The sequence below is a fragment of the Pantoea sp. CTOTU49201 genome, from assembly GCF_032054795.1.
GTDB classification, from domain to species: domain Bacteria; phylum Pseudomonadota; class Gammaproteobacteria; order Enterobacterales; family Enterobacteriaceae; genus Pantoea; species Pantoea symbiotica.
The window spans coordinates 1224-1646 of sequence record NZ_DAMBSA010000623.1 but is presented as its reverse complement, the minus strand read 5'-3'; the positions used below and the strand labels follow the sequence as shown (position 1 = coordinate 1646).

General features: G+C 60.3%; 1 pseudogene. It reads right to left on the bottom strand.

The window, feature by feature from the left end:
- Positions 1–224 precede the first annotated feature (224 nt).
- A pseudogene (locus RTY00_RS24550) lies at positions 225–423 on the bottom strand (LysR family transcriptional regulator); the annotation flags it as partial.

Genomic DNA, 423 nt, shown 5'->3' with positions numbered 1-423 from the left:
CGCTGAGCAGGAGCGAATCGCCGCCGGTCCGTCAGGAATCGTGAATGAGTGAAGGTACCGCGTAGCGGCGGGTTGGGCTGGCGCAGGGCCCGGGAGTCCAGAGGGCGCGGCCAGGCGCTCTCTGCTCGGTCGCCGCACCAGGGTGCTGCAACTGCCTCAGCACATTGCGAACGAAAGTCGCTCTGTGCTTAACTGATCGGCATTACGCCATTCATGGCGACCATTTACGCCAGCAACTCCTCACTCTGCATCAGCGCAAAAAACGACTCCAGCTCGCGCAGCATCATCGAAGCCGCAATCGAAAGCTGGCGCTGCGGCGCAACACACAGCGACAAGGTAAACGGCTTCAGCACCGTATCGATCAGCGGGATAAACTTCAGTTCGCCGCGCCGATACTCATCAACGATATCCAGCCAGCACATC